Here is a 20,998-nt window from a genome sequence, read left to right as displayed (position 1 = left end):
CATGGAGGTTTGGCGAGCGCGTGCTATCAGTGGCACAGCCGTTGCTCTGTGTGTTACCGACGCCTGATGCGGTGTCCATAACAAGAACGGAGAACCGAGCATGAATCGAACAGGCCCACACCGTCGGCCTCTGCCGCACTTGCTGAGCTGCCTGGCCTTGAGCCTGGCGTGCAGCGCACCTGCTTTGGCCGCCGAAGTCGACGGCCAGCGCATCATCGACGCCGACAAGGAACCCGGCAACTGGATGAGCCACGGCCGAACCTATGACGAGCAGCGCTACAGCCCGCTCAAGGCGATCAACCAGGACAATGTCAACCAGCTCGGTCTTGCCTGGAGTTACAAGCTAGACCTTGACCGGGGTGTGGAAGCGACACCGATCGTGGTTGACGGGGTGATGTACACCACCGGGCCGTTCTCGGTGGTATATGCCCTGGACGCGCGCAATGGCGCGCTGCTGTGGAAGTACGACCCGCAGTCCGACCGCCACCGCGCCGGTGAAGCCTGCTGTGACGCGGTCAACCGCGGGGTGGCGGTGTGGCAGGGCAAGGTCTACGTTGGCGTGCTCGATGGCCGCCTGGAGGCGATCGATGCCAAGACCGGCAAGCGCGTGTGGTCGGTGGACACCCGCGATGACACCAAGCGCAGCTACACCATCACCGGGGCACCGCGGGTGGTCAATGGCAAGGTGATCATTGGCAATGGCGGCGCCGAATTCGGTGTGCGCGGGTACGTGACGGCGTACGACGCCGAAACCGGCAAACAGGCCTGGCGCTTCTTCACCGTACCGGGCGACCCCAAGCTGCCGCCCGAGAACAAAGCCATGGAAATCGCCAGCAAGACGTGGCACGGCGACGCTTATGTCGAGTGGGGCGGCGGCGGTACCGCCTGGGACTCGTTCGCCTACGACCCGGAACTCAACCTGTTGTATATCGGCGTGGGCAATGGCTCGATGTGGGACCCGAAATGGCGCAGCCAGGCCAAGGGCGACAATCTGTTCCTGTCCTCGATCGTCGCGGTCAACGCTGACACCGGCGAATACGCCTGGCACTACCAGACCACGCCAGGCGATGCCTGGGATTTCACCGCCACTCAGCACATGATCCTGGCCGAGCTGCCGATTGACGGCAAACCACGCAAAGTGCTGATGCAGGCCCCAAAAAACGGCTTTTTCTACGTGCTGGACCGTGCCACCGGCGAGCTGCTGTCGGCGAAGAACATCGTGCCGGTGAACTGGGCCAAGGGTATCGACATGAAAACCGGGCGGCCGATCCTCGACGATGAGGCGGCGGCCTACTGGAAGGACGGCAAGCGCAAGCTGGTGACCCCAGCGTTCTGGGGCGCCCACGATTGGCACCCGATGTCCTACAACCCCGACACGGGCCTGGTGTACATCCCGGCGCATATCATGTCGGCCTACTACGAACACATCCCCGAGGCGCCCAAGCGCAACCCGTTCAAGAGCGTTTACCAGCTGGGGCTGCGTACCGGCATGATGCCCGAAGGCGCTGAAGGCCTGCTGGACATGGCCAAGAGCTGGTCGGGCAAGCTGATCGCCTGGGACCCGGTCAAGCAGGCGCCGGCGTGGGAAGTACCGTACATCACCATCTTCAACGGCGGCACCCTGAGCACTGGCGGTAACCTGGTGTTCGAAGGCAGCGCCGATGGCCGGGTGATCGCCTATGCCGCCGATTCAGGCAAAAAGCTCTGGGAGTCGCCCGCCGCCAGTGGCGTGATGGCAGCGCCGATCACCTATTCGGTGGACGGCGAGCAGTACGTGACGTTCATGGCCGGCTGGGGCGGGGCGTTCTCCACCTTTGCCGGGGCGCTGTCGCTGCGCGCCGGGGTGCAGCCGTTCGCCCAGGTGCTGACCTACAAGATCGGCGGTACCGCCAAGTTGCGTGAGCCGGCGCCACCGGCCGATGCACCGGAGCCGCCCGCGCTGAGCGCCGATGCGCAGACGGTCGCTGTCGGGGCAGCGCTGTATGACGGCAACTGTTCGCAGTGCCACGGCATTCACGCCGTCAGTGGCGGCGTGCTGCCCGACTTGCGCAAGCTCACTGCCGAAAAGCACCAGATGTTCCTTGGCATCCTCTATGGCGGCCGGGTCCCCGATGGCATGCCTTCGTTCGCCGACAACCTCAACCCCGAGCAGGTCGAGCAGGTGCACCAGTACCTGATCAAGCGCGCCCATGACTTGAAGGCCGAAGGCGATGCGTGGCAGCGCTTCAGCGCCAAGCCCGTCGCCCAGCCGCCCCTGGCCGACAACACACCACAGGAGTGACACGAGCATGACTGACACGACCTACCAGAACTTCATCGACAACACGTTCGTGCCCAGCGAGGCGCTGATCGAGGTGTACAACCCGGCCAACGCTCAGTTGCTCGGCCGGGTGCCGGAAACCCCGGCTGAACAGGTGGAGCGCGCCATTGCCGCGGCGCGCAAGGCGCAAAAGGGCTGGGCGGCGAAGACAGCCATCGAACGGGCAGGCTACTTGCGCCAGATCGCCAACAAGGTGCGGGCCACTGCCGACCGCCTGGCGCGGATCATTACCCAAGAGGGCGGCAAGGTGCCGGCGTTGGCCCAGGTCGAGGTCAACTTTACCGCTGACTACCTGGACTACATGGCTGAATGGGCGCGGCGCCTGGAAGGCGAGGTACTGAGCAGCGACCGCGCCCACGAACACATCTTCCTGATGCGCAAGCCATTGGGTGTGGTGGCGGGGATTCTGCCGTGGAATTTCCCGTTCTTCCTCATCGCACGCAAGATGGCGCCGGCGCTGCTCACCGGCAATACCATCGTGGTCAAGCCCAGTGAGGAAACGCCCATCAATTGCTACGCGTTCGCCCAGTTGGTGGCCGAGACAGACCTGCCTGCGGGGGTATTCAACGTGGTCGGTGGCAAAGGGGCGAGCGTTGGTCACGGCCTGTCGAGCCATGCCGGTGTCGACCTGGTGAGCTTCACCGGCAGCGTGGCGACTGGTGCACGGATCATGGCTGCGGCGGCACCGAACATTACCAAGCTCAACCTCGAACTGGGCGGCAAGGCGCCGGCGATCGTGCTGGCTGATGCCGACCTGGAGCTGGCGGTGAAAGCCATCGTAGCCTCGCGCGTGATCAACACCGGCCAGGTCTGCAACTGTGCCGAACGGGTGTATGTGCAGCGCAAGGTGGCCGACGCCTTCGTCGACAAGGTAGGCCAAGCCATGGCGGCCACCCGTTATGGCGACCCCTCGCGCCAGGCCGACCTGGACATGGGGCCGCTTATCAACCAGGCCGGCCTCGACAAGGCGGCGCAGATGGTGCGCACGGCTGTAGAGCAGGGCGCGCAGGTGGTGACCGGGGGGCAGGTGGCCGACCTCGGCGCCGGGTTCCATTACCAGCCGACCGTGTTGGCCGGGTGTACGGCGGACATGGAGATCATGCGCAAGGAGGTTTTCGGACCGGTATTGCCGATCCAGGTGGTCGATGATCTGGACGAGGCGATTGCCTTGGCCAATGACAGCGAGTACGGGCTGACTTCGTCACTCTATACCCGTGACCTCAATGCCGCGCTGAAGGCCTGCCGCGAGATCGACTTTGGCGAGACCTACATCAACCGTGAGAACTTCGAAGCCATGCAGGGCTTCCACGCCGGTGCGCGCAAGTCTGGCATCGGCGGGGCGGATGGCAAGCACGGGTTGTATGAGTACACGCGTACGCAGGTGGTGTATATCCAGGGGTGAGCGATCACGGCATCTCCCTGTCGCCAGCCAGCTGAGTAGGGGTTGGCGACGGGCTGCAAAGCCGGCGCAAATGCTCGCTGGTCCCGTCGAGCGCGCTCGGGCTATTACAGCTCTGCTATGGGGGCTGCTGCGCAGCCCATCGCCGGCAAGCCGGCTCCCACCCCGACCGCGCTGTTCTTCAGACCTGGGCTTTACCTGTGGAAGCAACGGTCTTACCCATTTCTAAAACTCGGCGCAATCCAAGTGGGAGCCGGCAAGCCAGCTCACACCGAGACCGCGTAGTTGTTCAGGCCTGCGCTTTACCTGTGGAAACAACGGTCTTACCCATTTCTAAAACTCGGCGCAATCCAGGTGGGAGCCGGCTTGCCGGCGATTGGGCCGCACGGGTCACACCATCAGGTTCGGCTGCACGATCCCGTAGCGCTTCATCTTGCGGTACAGCGTCGAGCGCGAAATACCCAACGCCTGCGCCGCTGCACTCATGTTCCAGCGCTCACGCTTCAAAACCTCCAACAAGTGCCGCACCTGAAGGTCTTCCACCCGCTGCTCGAGCGCTCCAGGCTGCGCCAGCGCTGGGCTGTCCAGCAACTCCTGGGGCAAGTCGGCCAGCTCGATCACCCCGCCTTCGGCCAGCGCCACCGCTTGGCGCAATGCGTTGAGCAGTTGGCGCACATTTCCCGGCCACGCATGCTCCAGCAGGCAACGATGCGCCTCTGTGCTCAAACGCAAACGCGACCCCGCCGACACGCTACACAGCAGTGTATCGATCAGCTCGCGGCGGTCGCTGCGTTCACGCAGGGCCGGCAACCGCATGCGCATCCCGCACAGGCGATAGTAAAGGTCCTCGCGAAAGCGCTTCTCGCCAATCATGGCCTGCAGGTCCTGGTGCGTCGCCGATATCACCTGGATATCCAGCGGCACCGGCGTTTCGGCCCCCAGCGGTACCAGTTCACGTTCGGCCAGCACTCGCAGCAGCCGCGTTTGCAGGTGTGCGGGCATGTCACCGATCTCATCGAGAAACAGCGTGCCGCCATTGGCGTGCTCCAGCTTGCCCTTCATGCCTTTGCGGCTGGCACCGGTGAAACTGCCAGCGCGGTAGCCGAACAGTTCGCTTTCGATCAATGACTCGGGTATCGCGGCGCAATTGAGCGCCACGAACGGCTTGGCATGGCGCTGGCTGGCCTGGTGCAGGGCGCGGGCGAACGCCTCCTTGCCAGTACCGGTTTCGCCGTTGAGGAGGATGGCGATGTCCTTGTCCAGCACCTTGCGCAGCCGGCGCACGCCTTGTTGCAGTTGCGCGTCCTGGCCGGCCAACTGATCGAGGCCGGGGTGGCCAGCCCGCGATTGCATCGGCGGTGCAGCCCGTAGCGGGCGGTAGCCTGCCGGGACGCGCAGGCCCACGTCCAGTAAAAGCGGCTGAGCCGGGCCACGCAACTGGGTACCGCGGGCGCCGCCACGGGTGAGCTCAAGCAATTGGTCGATATCAGCGTGCAACAGCTGTTCGACAGGCGCCCCTAGTAACGTGCCGCCATACGCCAGGAAGGCTGCCCGATTGGCACCGATCACCCGGCCAGCCTCATCCAGCGCCAGCAACTGCTCGGCCGCCAGGTCCGAGAACTCGTCACGCGGTTTCAGCGCCAGGGTCAGGCGGTCGCGGTAGCGTTCGCGAAAATGGCTGTTCTCGATCAGCCGGGCGTAGAGGGTCACCAGTTGCAAGGTCAGGTGCTGTGCTTGCTTGGGGCCATCGTTGTACAGGCAGGTGGCATTGAGGCAACCGAGCAATTGATTGTGGGCATCGAAGATCGGCGACACCGAGCAGCTCAGGCGCGCGTTGGCGGCCAGGAAGTGCTCTTGACGGTGGATGGTCAGGGCCTGGCCGCACGCCAGCGCGGTGCCGATGCCGTTGGTGCCGGCTACCGACTCGTCCCAGCGCGCGCCAACGATCAGCCCCGAGCGCGTATAGCGTTGCGGGGCGGGCGGCAAGCGGGCATCGAGGGTAATACCCTCGGCGTCGCTGAGCAGCACGGCGAAGCCTGCATCCACCACCCGCCGCGCCAGGCCGCTGACACCTTGGCTGGCGATGGCCAGGTAGGCCTCATGCTGGGCTTGGTGCAGGCGGATTTCGGTTGCACTGAGCATGTTGTCGACATGGCGCAGTTCAGGGTCCAGGTGATGCTGGTTGATGCTGCGGTACCAGGACTCGGCGATAACAGGTTCCGGCATCAGGCCGCGTTCGGCGAAATGGCAATCGACGAACGCAGCCAGCTCACTGGCGTGGGGTGAGGCGGTGTGCGCGGCCATGGGCGCTCCACGAAATTCTTGTTATTGGAGGTGGGGAAAACCATAGCTGATTTTTGCAGGCTCGGCAGCCAGGCTGGCGCGGGGCGAAAGCGTTCAACCGATCAGCTCAAGCGCCTGCGCCAGGCTCAATGACCGCTTCATGCGCTGCGACAGCTGCGCCATGGCATCGGAATAGCCCCTGGCGATCACCGCTTGCACCTGCTCACCTGCACATTGCAAGGCAATGAAGTCGCCTTGTTCCGGCTGCCCGACAAATTCGATGCGGTCCCAGTCGCGCGCATGCCCCAGTACTTCATAAGTGAGCCCATGCTGATAGGTCCAGAAGAACGGCACGTCGTCATACCGGCGCTGCTCGCCCAGCATGTTGGCAGCCGCGATGACACCGTGTTGCTGAGCCAGGCGCCAATGCTCGATGCGCACCGGGCGGCCGGTGAGGGGGAAGGTCGCGATATCGCCGGCAACCCATAGCCGATCGGCGGCCTGCAAGTGGGCGTCCGCTGAAATGGACCGGTCTTCCGCCAATTGCACGCCCTGCACGAAGGCAGTGGCCGGGGTGACGCCGGTACCGAGCAAGACCAGTGACGTGTCGAGGGTCTCACCGTTGCTCAGCTGCACGGCTTCGACGTGCTGCGTACCGACGAAGCGTTCGACCTCGGTCGGGCCATGAAACACCACGCCCTTGCCCTCATGCAGCGCGCGAATGGAGCGGCCAATGCGCTCCCCCAACGGCGTGCGTAACGGAACTTCGTGGCGGGTGACCACGTGGACCTGTGCGCCGTATGCGCACAGTGCCGATGCGGCCTCCAGGCCGATGAAACCGTCACCGACGATCACCACGGGCTGGCCGGGTTCGGTGGCATCGAGCAGGCGCGCTGCATCTTCGCGCGAACGCAGCGTGAGGATGCCCGCCAGGCCTGCACCGGGCAGGTCTGGGCGTTTTGGCTTGCCGCCGGTGGCCAATAATGCTGCGTCATAATCGATGCGTTGGCCGTCAGCGAGGATGATCTGGCGTTTTTTGGCATCCAGCAGGCGCACCTTGGCCGAGCGCCGTTCCAGTTGGCCGGTGCGCAACTGGTCAGCGTCAAGCAGCGCCGGCACCTCGTCCGGCGGCATTTCGCCGGCAATCACGAATTTGCTCAGCGCGGTCCGGTCATACGCCGGTTGCCGTTCCTGGTCGAGCCACACCAGGCGCCCGCCGAACCCATGGGCCAGCAGCGTGGCAACTGCCGCCGAGCCTGCGGCACCGGCGCCGATGACGACGAAGCAGCGCGCATCGCTGTGGCGCGGTGGCTCGGGTTGCGGCAGAGGCTGGTCATCGACCCAGACTTCGCCATCCTTGACCCAGGCGCGGTAGCGGCGCAGGTCTGCCAACGCCGGGGGCTCGCAGACCACACCCTCGTCGATGGCGAAAGCAGCCTTGTGCCAGGGACAGACCAGCAGGCCGTTGCACACCACGCCTTCATCCAGCGGCGCGCCGGCGTGCGGGCAATAGGCCTGATAGGCGCGGACCTGCCCGGCGCTGCGGATCAGGATCACTTCTTCGCTGCCGGCCTGTACCCGCAGGGGGCGGTTGGGGTCCAGCTGGTTGAGGCGGGCCACGGCGTAGGCGGTCATGGGAGTCTCCAAAGGGGGCCTTTGGAATCATTTGACGCCTCGGACGGGAGGGTGATGCGTTGACCTGACGACCGGAAACGCCGAGTCGCTTCCCGGCGAAACATGCCCGATGTGGCAGCCGCCTTGCCGTCAACGGGGCCGCAGAGCGGCCCCACGCACTCAATGGGCCCGGGCCGCCGCCAGGGCACTGGCGCGCGTCACCCGCAGCGCCACCAGGCTCCCCAGCACGATCAGTGCTGCCAGTGAATACAAAGCGGCGTCGGTCGAACCGGTCTGGTCCTTGATGAAGCCAACCCAGTACGGGCTAAGGAACCCGGCCATCTGCCCCACCGAGTTGATGATCGCCAGGCCCGCGACCGCGGCACTGGCGCTGAGCAGTGCGGTGGGCAACGGCCAGAACATCGGCAGGCCGGTGAGGGCCCCCATGGTGGCGATCGACAGGCCCAGGATGGCGATGGCCGGGGTAGCGGCAAAGTTGACCGCAATCAGCAAACCGACAGCGCCCATCAGCATCGGCACCACCAGGTGCCAGCGGCGTTCGTTGCGCAGGTCCGCCGAGCGGCCACAGAGGATCATGAACACACCCGCCAGCAGGTACGGAATGGCGCTCAGCCAGCCGATCAGCAGCGGGTTGTCGAAGCCCATGTTCTTGATGATCGACGGCAGCCAGAAGTTGATCGCGTAGACACCGCTCTGAATGCAGAAATAAACGAAGCCGAAGGTCCAGATCAATGGGTTGGTCAGCACGGCGAGCACACCGTCGCCATTGGCGACGGGTTTGCTGGCGGCATCTGCCTTCAAGTCGGCCTCGATCAGCTGGCGTTCGGCGGGGCTCAGCCAGGCGGCTTTGTGGTAACCATCGCTGAGCATGCCAATGGCCAGGAAACCCAGCGCCACGGTTGGCAGGCCCTGTATCAGGAACATCCACTGCCAGCCTGCCAGGCCATGCTGGCCCGTGGCGAAGTGTTCGAGAATCCAGCCGGAGAAAGGCCCGCCGAGCAGGCCCGATACAGGGATCGCCGACATGAACAAGGCCATGATCCGGCCACGGCGGTCTGCCGGGAACCAGCGCGAGAGGTACAGCACCACACCCGGAAAGAAGCCTGCTTCAGCAGCGCCGGTCAGCAAGCGCAGGGTGTAGAACTCGGTCGGGGTGGTGACGAACAGCAGGCAGGTCGAGAGACTGCCCCAGGCGATCATCATCGCCGCAATCCAGCGCCGCGGGCCGAAGCGGTTGAGCGCCAGGTTGCTTGGCAGGCCACAGAGCACATAGCCGATGAAGAAGATCCCGGCACCCAAGCCGTAGACGGTTTCGCTGAATTTGAGCGCGTCGAGCATTTGCAGCTTGGCGAAGCCGACATTGACGCGGTCGAGGTAGTTGAACAGGTAGCAGATGAAAATGAACGGAATCAGCCGCAGGGTGATGCGCCGGTAAAGCGCGTTGCGGGTGATGTCTGTGCCTTGGTCAGGGGCAGGGCTGTGTGCCATGATCGGGTTCTCTATTGTTATGGTTGTCGCCGCGTCGCCTGTGCCGGCGCTCGCCCTGATGAGTCTCGGGCAGTGCGACGCAGCTGTCTTTGTGCTTTTGCACAGCCATCTGGGCAAGACGCTGTGCTCGCGAACAAAACCTAACATCCTCAAGGATCCCCGAATGTTCGAACTGGACCATGACCTGGCGCAGGATATTGTCGATCGGGCAATGGCCATTCTGCCGTGCAATGTCAATGTCATGGACAGCCAGGGGCTGATCCTGGGCAGTGGCGAACCGGAGCGCATCAATACCCGCCACGAAGGCGCGCAACTGGTATTGGCCAACGGCCGAATCGTTGAGCTCGATGCAGAGGCCGCCAAGTGCCTCAAAGGTGTTCAACCGGGGGTGAACCTGCCGCTGATGCTCGATGGGCGGCTGATCGGGGTGCTGGGGCTGACGGGTGAGCCGCAACAGCTGCGCACCTACGGCGAACTGGTGCGCATGACCGCCGAAATGCTCTTGGCTCAGCGCCACTTGCAGGTTGAACAGCAATGGCGGCGCCAGCGGTGTGACGACCTGCTGGCGTTGCTGCTCGGTGGCACCGGCGACTCGCCGCGGCTGCTGGACGAAGCGCAGCAATTGGGCCTGAAACCGCAATTGCCACGGGTGCCGTGCTTGTTCGAACTGAGCGCCGGCCCGGCGGCCGAGGCCTTGGCCGCCTGGTTGATGAACCGTTACCCAGACAGTTGGTGCGTGAGCCCGGCGCGCGATTCCTTGCTATGGTGCCGCCCGGCCGGTGTCGTGCTGGACGATCAGCGCCTGTTCGAGCGCGTGCAGCGCAGCGGCTGGCAGATCGAGCGCCTGGCGCTGGGCAGCCCGGCGCAGAGCCTTGAGCAGTTGCGCCGCGGTTACCGGCGGGTCCGTGACCTGCTCGCCTATGGCCGCGAAGTGTTGCCGGGCGAGCGCCTGTTGAGCCTTGCGCGTTACCGTCTGCCGGCTTTGCTGTGGCGCCATCGCAATGAAGATGCGCTGGATGAGCTGCTTGAGCCGCTGCGCCGCATTGGCGCCAAGGATGCCAGCGGGCAATTGCTCGCCACCTTGCGCGCGTGGTGTGCGCATGATGGCCAGAGCCAAGCCTGCGCCGATGCTCTTGGCATCCACCGCAACAGCCTGCGCTACCGCCTGGAACGCATTGCCGAGCTGGGCGAGGTCGACCCGCTGCGTCTGGAAGGCATGTTGAGCCTGTACCTGGGGTTGCAGCTGTTGCCAGCGGCTTGAGCGGGGCAAAAAAGGCATTTGCCCAAACAAGCTACCGGCCATTTGTGCATCCGACCGAGGCCCGCACGCCAGACAACTGTCAGCATGCGGCTATCTGGACAGGAGAATCCCCATGAAAATCGTCATCGCCCCCGACTCGTTCAAGGACAGCCTCGATGCTGCCGGTGTCGCCCGTGCCATTGCCGCCGGCCTGGCCGAAGCGCTGCCGACCGCCGAGTTGCTCGAGTGCCCCATGGCCGATGGTGGCGAAGGCACCATGCAGGCGATTGTCGCTGCCAGCCACGGCGAGCTGCGCCGGCAAACCGTACGCGGGCCACTGGGCCAGCGCGTGCAGGCCAGCTGGGGCTGGCTGGCCGACAGCCGCACGGCAATCATCGAGATGGCCCAGGCCAGTGGTATCCAGCTGCTGCCGAGTGCGCAGCGCGATGCCTGCCGCAGCTGCACCTGGGGTACCGGCGAGCTGATCGACGCTGCGCTCAGCGCAGGGGCACAGCGCATCGTCCTGGCGATTGGTGGCAGTGCGACCAACGATGGCGGCAGCGGCATGCTGCGGGCCTTGGGCCTGCGCTTGCTGGACGCCGACGGCCAGCCACTGGCAGACGGCGGCCTGGCCCTGGCCGGGCTGGCACGCATCGATGCCAGTGGCTTGGACCCACGCCTGGCGCAGGTTCAGGTCGACGTGGCGGCCGACGTCGACAACCCCCTGTGCGGGCCCAATGGTGCTTCGGCGATCTTCGGGCCTCAAAAGGGCGCCAGCCCCGAGCAGGTCCAGGCCCTGGACAAAGCGCTGAGCCACTTTGCCGACCATTGTGCGCAGCTGCTGGGCCAAGACGTGAGAGCACTGCCAGGGTGTGGCGCGGCCGGCGGCATGGGCTTCGCTGCCAAGGCCTTCATGCAGGCGCAGTTCCGCCCTGGCGTGGAAGTGGTCGCGGAGCTGGCCGGCCTCGATGCGCTGGTACAAGGCGCCGACCTTGTGATCACAGGTGAGGGCCGCTTCGATGCTCAGACCCTGCGGGGCAAGACCCCGATGGGCGTGGCCCGGGTCGCCAAGCGCCACGGGGTGCCGGTGGTGGTGCTGGCGGGCACGTTGGGCGACGGCTATCAGCAGTTGTATGCGCATGGCATCGATGCGGCCTTTGCCCTGGCCAGCGGGCCGATGACCCTGGAGCAGGCGTGCGCCGACGCCGCGCACTTGTTGCAGGCCCGGGCAAACGATATCGCGCGGGTATGGCGGTGCGCCCAAGGGCGTTGAAGCCTCTGCGGCAAACATGGCGATGCGCCGCGTGGGCGGCGCACGATCGCAAAGATGCTGATAAAGCCCGTGGCATGCCCTAAATACCTCACCTGCTCGACCGCCTGCCTGGCTGCGTGGCGATAGTGCTGCAGCCGGACACCCCTTGGGAAATACCAAAATCATCTTTGTCTGATATCCCGCCGGATCCACGGCGCGATGAGGGAAATGCGTTCGGAAAAAGCGCACTTAATGATCAGGTTTTACCTGCTGAAGTTGCTGAATAATACCCCGCGCCTATCACCGGCGGTTTCAAATAAGTATTTTACTTGAGCCGGACGCTCGCCAATTCTCTGCGCTGTTCATTCGAGAGGGCGAGTCGATGTTAGTTCATAGCGACCAGGATTACGGCGTGCTGCAGGCCGCGGAACGCGAGCTTCAGCTGCAAGCGGGGCAGGTGCCCGACGCCGCATTTTATGAACGCAAGTTGCAAGCAGTTTGGACGCGAGCACAACACAGCGCCCATTACGCAAACATAGGTCCTTACAGTGCAACGGCCTTCCAGCAGTTGCCCGTGACCGCCAAGGCATTGCTCAAGGATCAACCGCTCAAGTTCTGCACCGTAGAACTCGGTGAGGCGGCCAAGTATTACGCGACCACCGGCACCACTGGCGAGCCGACGCCAACCCCGCGTTTGAAAGAAGACATCATCTGGAACGCCGTCAGCGTCGCCAGCCATTGGCGGACAGTGCTGCGCCCGGGGGCTCGGGTGGCCAACCTGATGCCATCGGACATCGTGCCGGTAGGTGACCTGATCGCCAATGTCTGCGAGTACCTGGACGTTTCCCACGTGCGCCTCTATCCCTTCACCACCGGTATTACCGACTGGGAGCGCGTGTGCAAGACCTTCGACACGTATCGGCCTACGGTGCTGTTCATCGCGCCGGGTGTCTTGGTGCAACTGACCCGCTACCTGAAACAGCGCGAATTGCTGCACAGCTTCGCCGGGTCGGTGCGCTCGATCATGTTGCTTGGCGAGGTCAACACCCAGCCGTTCCGTGAACGCCTGGCGCGTTGGTGGCAATGCGAGGTGTTCGATGCCAGCTACGGCAGTACCGAAACAGGCACCCTGGCCGCAGTGGGCGAAGACCTGCAGATGCGCCTGGCCACAGCGAGCAATCATTTCGAGCTGCTGTTGCCCGACGGCAAGCTGGTGACCCCGGCCGAGGGCCTCACGGGCCGCCTGGTGGTTACGCCGCTGAACCTCTATGCACGGCCGCTATTGCGTCTGGACACCGGTGACAGCGTGACCATCACCTCGCCTTGGGCGCCAGGCCGGATCAGCCCGACACTGCAGGTCAACGGGCGTGACAGCGACAGCGTCCGGGTGGCGGGGGTAGGCCTTGAAATCCGCGCGGTCGAGGAGGTGGTCTACGGCAGTTGCGATGCCACCGGGTATGTCATCGAAGTGGACCGCCAGGCTGACAGCGCCGCGCTGATTCTCGAACGTGACGTGGTCTGGGACACCAGCCAGGAAGCGCGCCTGCAAGCGCATCTGCTGGAGCGCTCCGAGCAGCACATGGGGCTGCGCTGGAGCCGTGTACTGTTCGTCAACAACCTGTCGGCGCTGAACAAGAGTGGCGGGTCGCAAAAGAGCTGGAAGAAAACCAACCTGCGCTACGTCGGTGGCCAGCAATGACGCCGCCACGCTTCCCTGCGGGGCAGGGCCTGGGCAACGGCCAGGCGGATTTGTGGTGCACCTATGCGGCCATACGCAGCCTGGCCTGGGTCGAGCGCCTTGAGCAAGCCGATGCACCGGTATTGCAGGCCTACATCCTGTCTCGGCGTAACCGCGATGGCGGCTTTGCCTGGAGCAAGGGGATGCCGTCCGATGCCTGGGCGACGTTTTACTGCACCGAAACCCTGCACGACCTGGGCGTTGCGATTGAAAAGAGCGACGAGACAGCGGCCTGGATCACTACCCTGTTCGATGGAAACGCCTATGCCATGTGCCCGGGGCAGACGGCGGACGTGTGGGCCAGCCACTACGCGCTGCGCACCCTGATCGAAGTGTGCCAGGGCCAGGTAGCGGACCCCGCGCCCCTGTATGAATGGCTCGAAGGGTTGCAGTGTGCCAATGGTGGCCTGAGCTGGTCGGCGGATTTCGCCCGACGCAACCAGGCCGACACCCGCGCCTGTTTCTACGGCGTGATGGCTGCGCGAGCGTTGGCGCGCCAGGGCTTGCCAGCGCCGCAATGGGACCTGCCACGCTTGATCGGCTGGCTGCAGGCGCAGCAGCTGGATTGTGGCGGCTTTCGCTTCAGCGAAGCGGCGGCTGTGCCGTGCCTGTGGGCGACGTATCGCGCCACCGCCAGCCTTGCTGCATTGCAGGCGCAACCGCTGGGCCGTCAGCGCTGCGCCGAATGGATCGATGCCTTGCGCGGCCCGACCGGTGCGTTCGTACGCTGGGCCGGTTATGACGGTGAGGACGTCTGGGCGGCATTCTGCGCAGTGGGTTCACTCAAGGCACTGGGCGAGCCGGTGGCGCACCTGGCCGATGACGTGGCTGCATTCATCGCCACGTTGTGCATGCCCCAAGGCGGTTATTCGTATCGCCGCGCCGACACCGCCGCCGACGTGCTGACCACTGCGGCGGCTGTGCTGGGCGAGCGCCTGGCCCCGCAGCAGCGCGATGCAGCCCTGCGCTGGATCGAAGGCTGCCAGATGCCCAACGAAGCGGGGATCATGTACATGCCAGGCCGCGGTGCCGAGGTGCGGTGCACCAACTGGGGCCTTGCAGCGGGCGCCTTCGGTGGCCAGCCCGGGCCTCGCCAGGCGATCGGCCGCTGGCTGGCCTCGCTGCAGAACCCTGACGGCGGCTTCGGGTTCTGGGAGGGGCGCGGCTCGGACATGGTGTCCACCGCATCGGCCGTGTCGATCGTGCGGCAGTTGGGCGATGACAACGGCGTGGACCTCGCGGCCATCGAACGCTTCGTCGGCAGCTGCCGGCAAGCCCATGGCTACGCATCGTTCCCCCGGGGCGAAGTGTCACTGCGTGCCGGGTTGCAGGCCCTGGCCTGCCTGGCCCACACCGGCAACGACGTCACTGAGGCCGCCGCCGCGTTACTGGCTGCGCACAAAGTGCGCCAGGGGGGCTTCGCCAACCAGGGGCAGCGCATACCTGACCTGCTCAGTACCTACCAGGCGGTGGCACTGGCTGCCGAACTGGGCCTGCCGGTGGACCTTGCCCACCTGCGCTTTTTCCTCGACAAGGTGCACGGCGACGCCGGCCACGCCTGGTCGCCCTTGTTCCTGCAAGGGGTGGACGCGCTGTCCATTTGCCTGGGCCGCCTGCTCGACGCCTTTGCCCAAGGCCTGCACCAACAGCTGCCCAGCTTGCAGTTGTCGTAAGGAGCCGCCATGCCCACCCTCACTGTTAGCTGTGCACCGCTGCAATCCTTGGAGCGCAAGCGCCTGGCACTGGCCTTTACCCGCCAGCTCAAGCAACTGGGCGCTGACACTGCGCATTGCATGGTGTTCTTCAACCCATTACCTGAGGCCAGTGTGTTCAGTGCCGGCATGCCGATGCCGGTTGCCGACCGCGACGGCGCACCGGCGCAGTTCCATGTGCGCATCACCCTGTCGCAGGCCCGCGATCGTCACGCCCACCAGGCGCTGGCTGAAGGGCTGCACGGCTGCCTGCGCACGCAGTACCCCAACGCCTTCATTTACCTGCATTTCGATCCGATCCTGCCCGAGCACGTGTTCTTCAGTGCCGGAGCGGAATTGACCAACGCTGCCCACCAACAAGGAAAGACCGGCTCGTGAACGACCTCAGCATTGAACAGCGTATCCGCCAAACCCTCGGCCAGTTGCTTGGCGAGCACGTCGACGCGATCGACAAGCACGACAGCTTTCGTGACTTTCTTGGTGAACGCTTCGACAGCCTCATGGCTGTTGAAGTGATCACCGCCATCGAAGGCTGCTTCGACATCGAAGTGGACTACCTCAGCGACGATGTGCGCTTCTGGTTCGAAACCCTGGAAAAGATGGAACGCTTCGTCGGGCAAAAACTGGAAGATCAGCTGACCCTGCAGGCCGCCAAGTGAACGCCGAGCATCTGTTCACCACCTCCGGCTCAACGGGTGCGCCCCGGCAATGGCTGCGCAGCCAGGCGCAGATGGCGTGCGAAGCGGCCTTGATCCTCGGCCGCTGGGCGCCTGATGCACGGGAGATTTTCTCGTTCGCGCCGGCCTGCCACAGCTACGGCATGATCCTTGGCGAGGTCGGTGCGCGGGTTTTGCATGCGCGGTTGCACGCCTGTTCGCTGGAGCAGCAGCGCCTGCCAGCGCTCGAGGGCGACGGGCCGTGCGTGATTCTGGCCATTGCCAGTACCTGGCGCGTGCTGCCGGCGCTGCTGGCCCGGCTGAGCACCCGGCGTCAGGTACTGGTGGTGCACAGCGCCTCGCTGCTGCCCGCCGGTGCCATGGCCATTGTGCAGCGCCATGCCGGGCCCCAGGTACGTTTCATCGAACTGCTCGGTTCCACCGAAACCGGGGCCATGGCTTACCGCGAGCTGGATGCGCACAGTGACGCAGAGCAGCCCTGGACGCTGCTGGACGATGTGACACTGCTCAGCCCTCCTGGCCAGCCCTGTGCGCTGAACGTGGCCAGCCCGCGCATCGCCCGCCAGCCGGGCCAGGCACGCGCTGCCGCGACGCACCGTTGCGATGACCTGGTACGGGTGCTGGACGCACAGCGCTTCCAATGGTTGGGGCGGGCCAGCAGCCTGATCAAGGTCAATGGCCTGCGTGTCGATCTGGCCCGCGTGGCCAGTGATCTCGCCCAGCGCCTGGACTGCCCGACGTTGGCCTGCGTTGCCGTGGCCGATGCGTTGCGCGGCGAAGCGTTCGAGGTGCTGTACAGCGGCGAGACCCTCACCGAGCACGCGGTGCGGGAGGCTTTGCGCCAATTACCGCCGGGCCATCCATGGCCGGTTGCGGTACGCCGTGTCACCGACCTGCCTTTGTCCGCCACCGGCAAGCCTCTGCCGTGGGCGGCTTCTACCTCAGTCAAGGAATGCACCCATGAACCACGTTGACACCCAAGACGCCATCGCCCACTACCTGAGCAACTGCGGCGCCTACGCCACCCGCGGACGTGAGCAGCCCGAATACCTGGGATTGAGCCTGCGCAAACGCCACGAATTGCTGCAGCGCAACCCCGAGCTTGCCGCGGACTGGGCGCAGCAGTACGCACACTGGAGCGTGCATGCCGACAGCCACTACCGTTGCCTGACCAGCACCCGCGAGGTCGAGGCGGCGTGGTACCGCCTTGGGGTGAAGGACACCGTCGATGTGCAAGGCTTGCCGACCCGCCTGGGCCTGCGCAGCTACCGCCACTACCCCCAGCGCAGCGCCGAGGCGCTGGCTTTTCTCGACCCGCGCATTGCCCTGACCTGTAAGGTCGCCACTACCGAGCTGAACATTGCCTTTGGCGCAGGCTGCCGAAACCCGCGCTTCCCGAGCATCGATCCGTCTGGCTCCAGCACCGGTTCGGCCGTGTCGGTGGCAGCAGGGCTGTGCGATATCTCCTTGGGCACCGATGTGCTCGGCTCGGTACGCTGGCCGGCCTCGCACTGCGGCATGGTCGGCCTGCGCATGACCCAGAAGCCGGAGAGCCTGGCCGGCGTGTTTCCGCTGTCACCGCGTATGGACGCGCTGGGGTGGGTGGCCCGCAGCGCCGACGATCTTGGCCTGCTGTTCCCGTTGCTGGGGCTGGAGCCGCTGCTCGGCGAGCAACAGCCACTCAAAGAGCGCTATCGGGTCGCCATGCTGGAGCATGCGCTGGATCCGGCGCTGACCAGCGCGGCCATGCTCGACATGCTGGGCCAGGCGCGCAACGCGCTGGCAGACCTGGGCATGACGCCCGGTGAGGTTGCCATGCCGGACCTGTGGGCCTGCCGTGGCGACGCCTGGCAGCTGTGCGCGCGCGATGCGTGGCTGGCCTCGGCTGCCTGGGCACGGCGCTTCGACTGCGAGCTGCACTGGTCCACGCTCAGCGCCCTGAAGGTGGGTGAGGGCGTGAGCGATGCTGACTACCGGCGCATCCACCAGCGCATGGACAACGTCCGCGCCGGTATCGACGCCTGGTTCAACGAGGCCCAAGTGGACTTCGTGGTATTCCCCATGGACCCAAACCGACCCTTCGACCGGCGCAACCCGCAGCCAGGCGACTCGACCATCCCTTCGCCCGCGGACGAAGGCTATGAGCAGAAAATCAGCTTCACTCCGCTGGCCAGTTTCAGCGGCCTGCCGGCCATCACCGTGCCGATCTGCCTGAGTGCCGACGGCAAGGCACCGCTGGCCGTGCAGATCATGGGCCGGCGTGACAGCGAGCGCCAGTTGCTGGATATCGCCAAGCGCCTGCAGGCCCTGACCGGCCTGCTGCCAACCCGTCGTCTTCACGTGTAAGGAGCACAGCATGTGCGGAATCACAGGCTGGGTGGACTACACCCGCAACCTGAGCCAGGCCGGCGAGATCATCGACGCCATGACCGATACCCTGGCACTGCGCGGGCCGGATGCCAGTGGCAGCTGGCGGCATCGCAATGCCCTGCTGGGCCACCGGCGGCTGGCGATCATCGACCTCAGCGGTGGTGTGCAGCCGATGACTTACCGCTGCGCCAGTGGCGAGGAAATCGCGCTGGTCTACACCGGCGAGGTCTACAACCACGACGCGCTGCGTGAGCGTCTGCGCCTGGCGGGCCACCAGTTCCAGACGCGCAGCGACACCGAAGTGGTGTTGCACGCTTATCTGGAATGGGGCGAACACTGCTGTGAGCACCTGAGCGGTATGTTCGCCTTCGCGGTGTTCGACGGGCGCGACGGCCACTTTTTGCTGGTGCGTGACCGGTTGGGGGTCAAGCCGCTGTACTACGCCCACCACCAGCAGGGGCTGCTGTTCGGTTCGGAAATCAAGGCAATCCTGGCGCACCCAGCGTTCGCCAGTGCGCTCGATGTGGTCGGCCTGGTGGACGCGCTGAGCCTCTCTCGCGGCACGGCGCGCACGGCCTTGCGCGGGGTCAGCGAACTGCCGCCAGGGCATCGCCTGTCCTGGCGGCCCAACGGGCGCGCCAAACTCAGCCGCTATTGGCAGTTGCAGCGCCGCGAACACCAGGATGACCTGCCCGGCACCGTGGCGCGCACCCGCGCGCTGCTCGGCAAAGCGCTGGGCGAGCAGTTGCATGCCGATGTGCCGGTCTGTTCGCTGCTCTCCGGGGGGCTGGACTCGACCATCCTCACGGCCATGGCGCAACAGCGCCTGACGGCAGAGCAGGGCGGCAGGGTCAATTCGTTCTCGGTGGATTTCGTTGGCCAGGCCGAGCAGTTCCAGAGCGACAGCTTTCGCCCGGAACGCGATCAGCCCTATGCGCTGGCAGCTGCCGAACACATTGGCAGCCATCACCAGACCATCCTCATCGACAACGGCGAATTGGTGGCCGAGCCTGCGCGCAGCGCGGTGTACCGGGCCAATGATTCGGCGGCCACCTTTGGCGATGTCGACACTTCGTTGTACCTGCTGTTCAAGGCCATCGGCCGCCATTCGACAGTGGCCATTTCCGGGGAGGCAGCAGACGAAGTGTTTGGCGGCTACGCCTGGTTCCGCGACCCGCAGGCACTGGCGGCGCAGCGCTTCCCTTGGCTTTCGCGCATGCAGCTGCTGCAGCCTGAGCTGATCAACCCGGACTTCAACCGGCTGTGTGACTTTGCCAGTTACCAGGACGGGTGCTATCACCAGGCGCTGGACAGCGTCGAGCACTTGCCCGGCGACAGCCCGCAAGAGCGGCGCATGCGTGAGATCTGCCACATGCACCTGCAACGTTGGCTGCCGATTCTGCTCGACCGCAAGGACCGCCTGAGCATGGCCGCCAGCCTGGAGGTGCGTGTTCCGTTCACCGACCATGAGTTGGTCGAGTACGTTTACAACGTACCGTGGTCGATCAAAGGCAAGGACGGTGTGGAGAAGTGGCTGCTCAAGCAGGCCTGCGTCGATATCCTGCCACCGGCCGTGCTGCAGCGGCGCAAGAGCCCTTATCCGACATCGGCCAACCTGGGCTACGAACGGTTCCTGCGTGAGCGGGCCAGACGCCTGCTTGGGCGGGCGGACAGCCCGGTGTTCCAGGTGATCGACCATGGTCGACTAGGCGCTGAGCTGCATCAGCCCGAGGGCTATTTCAACACGCAGTTGCGCCGTAACAACCTTGAGACCGCTCTGGCACTGGATGCCTGGCTGCGCGAATACCGCTTAGCGGTGTGATTCGCGCTTGTCGCTGCCATCCAGAATGAACGGTTGCTGGATGGTGTCGACGAATCGACGAGGGGCCCCCAGGTCGAGCATCGATATGAAACTGCCCAAGGCTGGGGAGGCGTTCTGGATGTTCCAGTTCATGTACAGCCCCATGGTCGGCGTGGGCTGGTCCTTGATCGGCCGGATAGGGCGAAACTGCACGCGCTCGCGCAGCGTCGAGTAGGCGATCGATTCAGGCACCAGGGCAACCCCGAAACCGCACGCCACCAGCCCGATCAGGGTGTGGATCTGCGCCGCTTCCTGCACCACTTTAGGGTAGAAACCGGCCGATTCGCACAGCGCGATCAGCTGGCTGTGGTAGCCGCTGCCAAGCGCTTGCGGGGTGAAGACGAAATCCTCTTCGGCAAAATCGCGCAGGTCGACCACAGGCTGATGCACCTTGGCGTGGCTGGCGGGCAGCGCCATGACGATCTGCTCATTGAGCAGCAATCTGGATTCGATGGTGTCTGGGGGCATCGGCAGCTTGCGCATGAAACCGATGTCCGCTTCACCGGCCATCAACGCCTTGGCCTGGGAGGCTGACGGCATTTCGCGAATGGTAAGCCGCACGTTCGGGTAGGTTTCGCGAAATTTCTTCAGGGTATTGAGCAGCGACTCGTAGTAAGCGATGGAGATGGCGGTGATGGTCAGCTTGCCGCAGATGCCCTCGGACACGTTACGGGCGTATTCGATGCCTTGCTCCAGCTCCTTGAGGGTACGGTAGGCGGTTTCCAGGAAGGCCATGCCTGCGGCGGTGAGCTTGACCCCGCGCTTGTTGCGCAGGAACAGGCTGAAGCCCAGCTTCTCTTCGAGTCGGTTGATCGCCTGGCTCAGGGGCGGCTGTGCCATGTGCAGGCGGATGGCTGCCTTGTGAAAGTGCAGCTCCTCGGCCACGGCAATGAACTGCCTGAGCAAACGTGTCTCGATCATTCTACGTTCCTTCATCGAGTCGAACGGGGGCCGGGAAAGCGTTCACCGGCGGCCGACCCTGCAAGGCGGCCATGATAGTGCGTGGCATCGCGGCGACAAAGC

15 protein-coding genes are annotated in these 20,998 nt (G+C 64.9%); 11 read left to right on the top strand and 4 right to left on the bottom strand.

Annotation, left to right across the window (positions count from 1 at the left end; all coding sequences use genetic code 11):
- The first annotated feature begins 100 nt into the window (after positions 1-100).
- Together ACIPZC_RS16535 and aldA are read left to right on the top strand one after the other, a co-directional pair.
- Positions 101-2,281: a PQQ-dependent dehydrogenase, methanol/ethanol family gene (locus ACIPZC_RS16535; RefSeq protein ID WP_400628184.1), complete on the top strand. Its 2,181-nt coding sequence runs from the start codon at positions 101-103 to the stop codon at positions 2,279-2,281.
- A gap of 7 nt (positions 2,282-2,288) precedes the next feature.
- A complete protein-coding gene (aldA, locus tag ACIPZC_RS16530; protein WP_400628182.1) occupies positions 2,289-3,722 on the top strand; it encodes an aldehyde dehydrogenase in 1,434 nt (477 codons plus the stop codon).
- Between the two features lie 387 nt (positions 3,723-4,109).
- On the opposite strand, the gene ACIPZC_RS16525 is transcribed toward aldA, so the two are convergent.
- The 3 genes from ACIPZC_RS16525 to ACIPZC_RS16515 form a co-directional block, all read right to left on the bottom strand.
- Positions 4,110-6,023: a sigma-54-dependent Fis family transcriptional regulator gene (locus tag ACIPZC_RS16525; RefSeq protein ID WP_400628180.1), complete on the bottom strand. Its 1,914-nt coding sequence runs from the start codon at positions 6,021-6,023 to the stop codon at positions 4,110-4,112.
- A gap of 93 nt (positions 6,024-6,116) precedes the next feature.
- Positions 6,117-7,637 (bottom strand): FAD-dependent oxidoreductase, encoded by a 1,521-nt coding sequence (locus tag ACIPZC_RS16520; RefSeq protein ID WP_400628178.1) that lies wholly within the window; start codon positions 7,635-7,637, stop codon positions 6,117-6,119.
- 159 nt (positions 7,638-7,796) lie between these two features.
- A complete protein-coding gene (locus tag ACIPZC_RS16515) occupies positions 7,797-9,125 on the bottom strand; it encodes an MFS transporter (protein ID WP_400628176.1) in 1,329 nt (442 codons plus the stop codon).
- Between the two features lie 163 nt (positions 9,126-9,288).
- On the opposite strand from ACIPZC_RS16515, the gene ACIPZC_RS16510 reads away from it, so the two are divergent.
- The 9 genes from ACIPZC_RS16510 (at position 9,289) to asnB (ending at position 19,936) form a co-directional block, all read left to right on the top strand.
- Positions 9,289-10,386, top strand: a complete 1,098-nt coding sequence (locus tag ACIPZC_RS16510; protein ID WP_267816017.1) for a sugar diacid recognition domain-containing protein — start codon at positions 9,289-9,291, stop codon at positions 10,384-10,386.
- Between the two features lie 112 nt (positions 10,387-10,498).
- Positions 10,499-11,638 carry a glycerate kinase gene (locus tag ACIPZC_RS16505; RefSeq protein ID WP_400628174.1) on the top strand — a complete coding sequence of 380 codons (1,140 nt, stop codon included), beginning with the start codon at positions 10,499-10,501 and terminating at the stop codon, positions 11,636-11,638.
- 361 nt (positions 11,639-11,999) lie between these two features.
- Positions 12,000-13,316 (top strand): phenylacetate--CoA ligase family protein, encoded by a 1,317-nt coding sequence (locus ACIPZC_RS16500; RefSeq protein WP_400628172.1) that lies wholly within the window; start codon positions 12,000-12,002, stop codon positions 13,314-13,316.
- Entirely contained in the window at positions 13,313-15,028 is a 1,716-nt protein-coding gene (locus ACIPZC_RS16495) for a prenyltransferase/squalene oxidase repeat-containing protein (RefSeq protein WP_400628170.1), read from the top strand. Before ACIPZC_RS16500 ends, ACIPZC_RS16495 begins: the two co-directional genes overlap by 4 nt.
- A 9-nt stretch (positions 15,029-15,037) precedes the next feature.
- Positions 15,038-15,445, top strand: a complete 408-nt coding sequence (locus ACIPZC_RS16490) for a hypothetical protein (protein WP_400628168.1) — start codon at positions 15,038-15,040, stop codon at positions 15,443-15,445.
- Entirely contained in the window at positions 15,442-15,726 is a 285-nt protein-coding gene (locus ACIPZC_RS16485) for an acyl carrier protein (protein ID WP_400628166.1), read from the top strand. The genes ACIPZC_RS16490 and ACIPZC_RS16485 overlap by 4 nt, the downstream gene beginning before the upstream one ends.
- Entirely contained in the window at positions 15,723-16,718 is a 996-nt protein-coding gene (locus ACIPZC_RS16480; RefSeq protein ID WP_400628164.1) for an AMP-binding protein, read from the top strand. The genes ACIPZC_RS16485 and ACIPZC_RS16480 overlap by 4 nt, the downstream gene beginning before the upstream one ends.
- The gene (locus ACIPZC_RS16475) at positions 16,705-18,090 is read left to right on the top strand and encodes an amidase family protein (protein ID WP_400628162.1); all 1,386 of its coding nucleotides are present in this window, start codon (positions 16,705-16,707) and stop codon (positions 18,088-18,090) included. Before ACIPZC_RS16480 ends, ACIPZC_RS16475 begins: the two co-directional genes overlap by 14 nt.
- Before the next feature lie 10 nt (positions 18,091-18,100).
- Entirely contained in the window at positions 18,101-19,936 is a 1,836-nt protein-coding gene (gene asnB, locus ACIPZC_RS16470; RefSeq protein WP_400628160.1) for an asparagine synthase (glutamine-hydrolyzing), read from the top strand.
- On the opposite strand, the gene ACIPZC_RS16465 is transcribed toward asnB, so the two are convergent.
- A complete protein-coding gene (locus tag ACIPZC_RS16465; protein WP_241803453.1) occupies positions 19,925-20,896 on the bottom strand; it encodes a LysR family transcriptional regulator in 972 nt (323 codons plus the stop codon). The two genes, asnB and ACIPZC_RS16465, sit on opposite strands and share 12 nt — an antisense overlap.
- Positions 20,897-20,998 lie beyond the last annotated feature (102 nt).

The sequence above is a fragment of the Pseudomonas sp. NPDC089743 genome (assembly GCF_044748785.1).
GTDB lineage: Bacteria > Pseudomonadota > Gammaproteobacteria > Pseudomonadales > Pseudomonadaceae > Aquipseudomonas > Aquipseudomonas putida_X.
Note: the sequence above shows the minus strand (reverse complement) of the source record. Positions and strands in the feature narration are given on the sequence as shown.

Bases quoted from the DNA above. Each gene is read 5' to 3' on its own strand.
- ACIPZC_RS16535 (WP_400628184.1), top strand. From the start codon at position 101: ATGAATCGAACAGGCCCACACCGTCGGCCTCTGCCGCACTTGCTGAGC.
- aldA (WP_400628182.1), top strand. From the start codon at position 2,289: ATGACTGACACGACCTACCAGAACTTCATCGACAACACGTTCGTGCCC.
- ACIPZC_RS16525 (WP_400628180.1), bottom strand. From the start codon at position 6,023: ATGGCCGCGCACACCGCCTCACCCCACGCCAGTGAGCTGGCTGCGTTC.
- ACIPZC_RS16520 (WP_400628178.1), bottom strand. From the start codon at position 7,637: ATGACCGCCTACGCCGTGGCCCGCCTCAACCAGCTGGACCCCAACCGC.
- ACIPZC_RS16515 (WP_400628176.1), bottom strand. From the start codon at position 9,125: ATGGCACACAGCCCTGCCCCTGACCAAGGCACAGACATCACCCGCAAC.
- ACIPZC_RS16510 (WP_267816017.1), top strand. From the start codon at position 9,289: ATGTTCGAACTGGACCATGACCTGGCGCAGGATATTGTCGATCGGGCA.
- ACIPZC_RS16505 (WP_400628174.1), top strand. From the start codon at position 10,499: ATGAAAATCGTCATCGCCCCCGACTCGTTCAAGGACAGCCTCGATGCT.
- ACIPZC_RS16500 (WP_400628172.1), top strand. From the start codon at position 12,000: ATGTTAGTTCATAGCGACCAGGATTACGGCGTGCTGCAGGCCGCGGAA.
- ACIPZC_RS16495 (WP_400628170.1), top strand. From the start codon at position 13,313: ATGACGCCGCCACGCTTCCCTGCGGGGCAGGGCCTGGGCAACGGCCAG.
- ACIPZC_RS16490 (WP_400628168.1), top strand. From the start codon at position 15,038: ATGCCCACCCTCACTGTTAGCTGTGCACCGCTGCAATCCTTGGAGCGC.
- ACIPZC_RS16475 (WP_400628162.1), top strand. From the start codon at position 16,705: ATGAACCACGTTGACACCCAAGACGCCATCGCCCACTACCTGAGCAAC.
- asnB (WP_400628160.1), top strand. From the start codon at position 18,101: ATGTGCGGAATCACAGGCTGGGTGGACTACACCCGCAACCTGAGCCAG.
- ACIPZC_RS16465 (WP_241803453.1), bottom strand. From the start codon at position 20,896: ATGATCGAGACACGTTTGCTCAGGCAGTTCATTGCCGTGGCCGAGGAG.